Genomic DNA, 2575 nt, shown 5'->3' with positions numbered 1-2575 from the left:
TTATGGTTCATCCATAATCGAGAGCGGCGTGCGAGTAATCGTTCGTCGCCAGCGATAACCCAACCGACTTGTAGCGCGTCTCGCTCGACGTTCTCCGCGCTAAAAACGGTCAACCCTAACGGGACATTACCTTGTTGAGAAAGGTCTGAGTGCTTATCTTCTAATGTCACTCGAGGAATTAAGGTTCGGCCTAATACCCATGGTTCATCATCTCCATTCAAAATTACTTTGCGAAGTAAGCAATCAGACGATGATAAAAGGTATTGCTCATCTTGTTGCACAATTGAGCGTTCTACAACTTGATTGTGAAGCAACTCCACAGACAGGTGTTGGCAACACTTACCCAACTTACGGGAAAGAGAACCTTGCTCCATCAGCCACTCCCTGGTGGTTTCATTAGGAAAATCAAATGTTTCTGTACTTTGCCAATCTACATTCATTAAAGAATTAAGATACAGCGATATTGGCTGATTCATACTAGTATTCAATAGGTGACTTTACACGTACAATAAAGCTTCAACTTTCGAACAAAATTAAAGCATCTTCGAATTGTAAACGTATTTAGATTTATACCGTTCATTGTAACAAGACTAATGCGTTTCGAATATCGCGAATAAACTAAAGAAAAGTCACAAATATGCACAAACGTTATGTAGCCCAAATATTTCTTGCGATTACTCTACTCTTTTCAGCATCAAGTTTCGCAGAAGAGGAATCGGAACCTAAGCTAGCCTACTTCACGCTAGAACCAGACCTAACCACCAATTTTTACACTAAAGGTAAAAAGTTGGGCTACATTCAGGTTCGTCTCGATATCATGGTGGCGAATAACAAAGATTTAGCAACCATCGAGCATCACCAACCATTAATTCGAGATGCAGTAATCGAGCTATTGGGCAAACAAAACGAAGAGACGATTAAGTCTCTGTCCGGTCGTGAAGATTTAAGAAAGACGCTAGTTGAGCACCTCAACAAGATTTTACTTCCAGAGACGGGCAAAACCCTGATTGCCGATTTACTGTTTACCAAATACCTCTATCAGTAACAGCGGGCATAAAACGAATCTAAAAAAAGCGGCTCTTTTGGCCGCTTTTTTGTTTCTATCGGTGCTAGGAACTAACTTGTTGCCGATTTCTGCGCTTTCATTGAATCAACGAAGCCGATAATCACACCCGCAACTAGACCTGCTAAGTGAGCAGTATTAGCAATCGCCATAAACGGCTGCATGTACCCGAGTACCAACCACACCAGCATAAAGCCGACGATCTGTCTTGGGATATCCAAACCAAGCTGTGGCGCTTTAGTGCCAACCACCCATAGGTAACCAACCAAAGCATACACAACGCCAGATAAGCCACCGAAATTGGCCCCTTCAACCCAGTATTGCCCTGCTCCTGACAACGCAGAAGAGACAGCAAAGATCTGAAGCAACTTAAGACCGCCTAACTTTTTCTCAATATCTCCACCCAGTTGCCACCACCACAAAATATTGAAAGCAATGTGCATAATCGAGAAATGAAGCACGGCATGGCTCAACCACCGCCACAATTGCCACTGCTGTCCGCCCACCGCAGGGAAGTGAAACGCATTGAAAATCGCTTGGCCAAAGCCGATCTGCTGCAGTGCAAAAATCACCACACACACCAACATGATGCTGAGTGTCACAGGACCAGCCTTAGCTTTTATCATCCCCATGAAGCTCGGCGTGTGATAATGGAAGTGACTCTTTCTAGTCTCAGCCATATCCCAAGAAGCCGCTTGGTAGCGCTTATGATTGGGCTCCGACAAGAAGCGGTTGAGCTCCGCTTCAGTTTCAACTTGAAACTGGCCATCAAGCAGCCAAAGAGCAAAGCGTCCCTCTCCATCAGGTGACATCTGAATAGGGATCTGGCGAGAGGCCATGTAATCAATAAATGCTTGAGCAAGACGTGGATTGTCTAACACCATCAGTCTAATCATTGTTATTTCCTATTCATGCTATGAAAGATGTTTAAGCGACCAAGGTCATTAGCCAGCAATAACAGGAAGTTCAGCACGGTGCCATGCTTCGAAACCACCATCAACACTATATACCTCTTCAAAACCTTGGTTCACTAAATATTGTGCCGCACCTTGGCTACTAATGCCGTGATAACACATTACCAAGATAGGTTGTTCAAACTCCACCTCATCCATAAACGAGACCATAGTGTCGTTTGTTAGGTGGTAAGCGGTTTTTGAGTGAGCAACCGCGAAAGATTGCGGGTCGCGGATATCAACAAGTCGAGCTTGGCCTTGTTCAATAAGGGCCTGAGCACCTTGCACGTCGATATGTTTAAACTGGTCCATGACTTTCTCTTTTTATACTGATTTACTTTGCTGCCATTGTAACCTATCCCAAGGCTAACAATCACATCCACTTAATAAGGTTATCCACCAGCGATCACTTTTACACCATTTGTGGATAAATCTGTGAATTGCGTGAATAAAGTGCCTTTGGAAAAATAGATCCACAACATGTAGTGATGATCCTGATCTAACTGTGGGTTAACTAAAACATATCCCCACTCAAAAAACACGCTCAAAGCCTTACTAC

The 2575-nt window shown here is 43.8% G+C and carries 4 protein-coding genes; 1 reads left to right on the top strand and 3 read right to left on the bottom strand.

What is annotated here, in order from left to right; all coding sequences use genetic code 11:
- A partial coding sequence (locus tag A3712_RS23315; RefSeq protein WP_231891878.1) for a chorismate lyase occupies positions 1–476 on the bottom strand: 476 nt, incomplete at its 3' end.
- 161 nt (positions 477–637) lie between these two features.
- On the opposite strand from A3712_RS23315, the gene A3712_RS23310 reads away from it, so the two are divergent.
- Positions 638–1045: a flagellar basal body-associated protein FliL gene (locus tag A3712_RS23310; RefSeq protein WP_063525196.1), complete on the top strand. Its 408-nt coding sequence runs from the start codon at positions 638–640 to the stop codon at positions 1043–1045.
- Between the two features lie 71 nt (positions 1046–1116).
- Here the strand turns inward: A3712_RS23310 and glpG are convergent, their stop codons facing one another.
- Both glpG and glpE read right to left on the bottom strand, forming a co-directional pair.
- A complete protein-coding gene (gene glpG / locus A3712_RS23305; protein ID WP_063525195.1) occupies positions 1117–1959 on the bottom strand; it encodes a rhomboid family intramembrane serine protease GlpG in 843 nt (280 codons plus the stop codon).
- Between the two features lie 48 nt (positions 1960–2007).
- On the bottom strand, positions 2008–2328 hold the full coding sequence (gene glpE, locus A3712_RS23300) for a thiosulfate sulfurtransferase GlpE (RefSeq protein ID WP_004740534.1): 321 nt from the start codon (positions 2326–2328) through the stop codon (positions 2008–2010).
- Positions 2329–2575: the final 247 nt, after the last annotated feature.

It is taken from the genome of Vibrio sp. HI00D65, from assembly GCF_001635455.1.
Classification (GTDB): domain Bacteria; phylum Pseudomonadota; class Gammaproteobacteria; order Enterobacterales; family Vibrionaceae; genus Vibrio.
The sequence above is the reverse complement of the archived record's forward strand: the minus strand, read 5'-3'. Positions and strand labels throughout refer to the sequence as shown.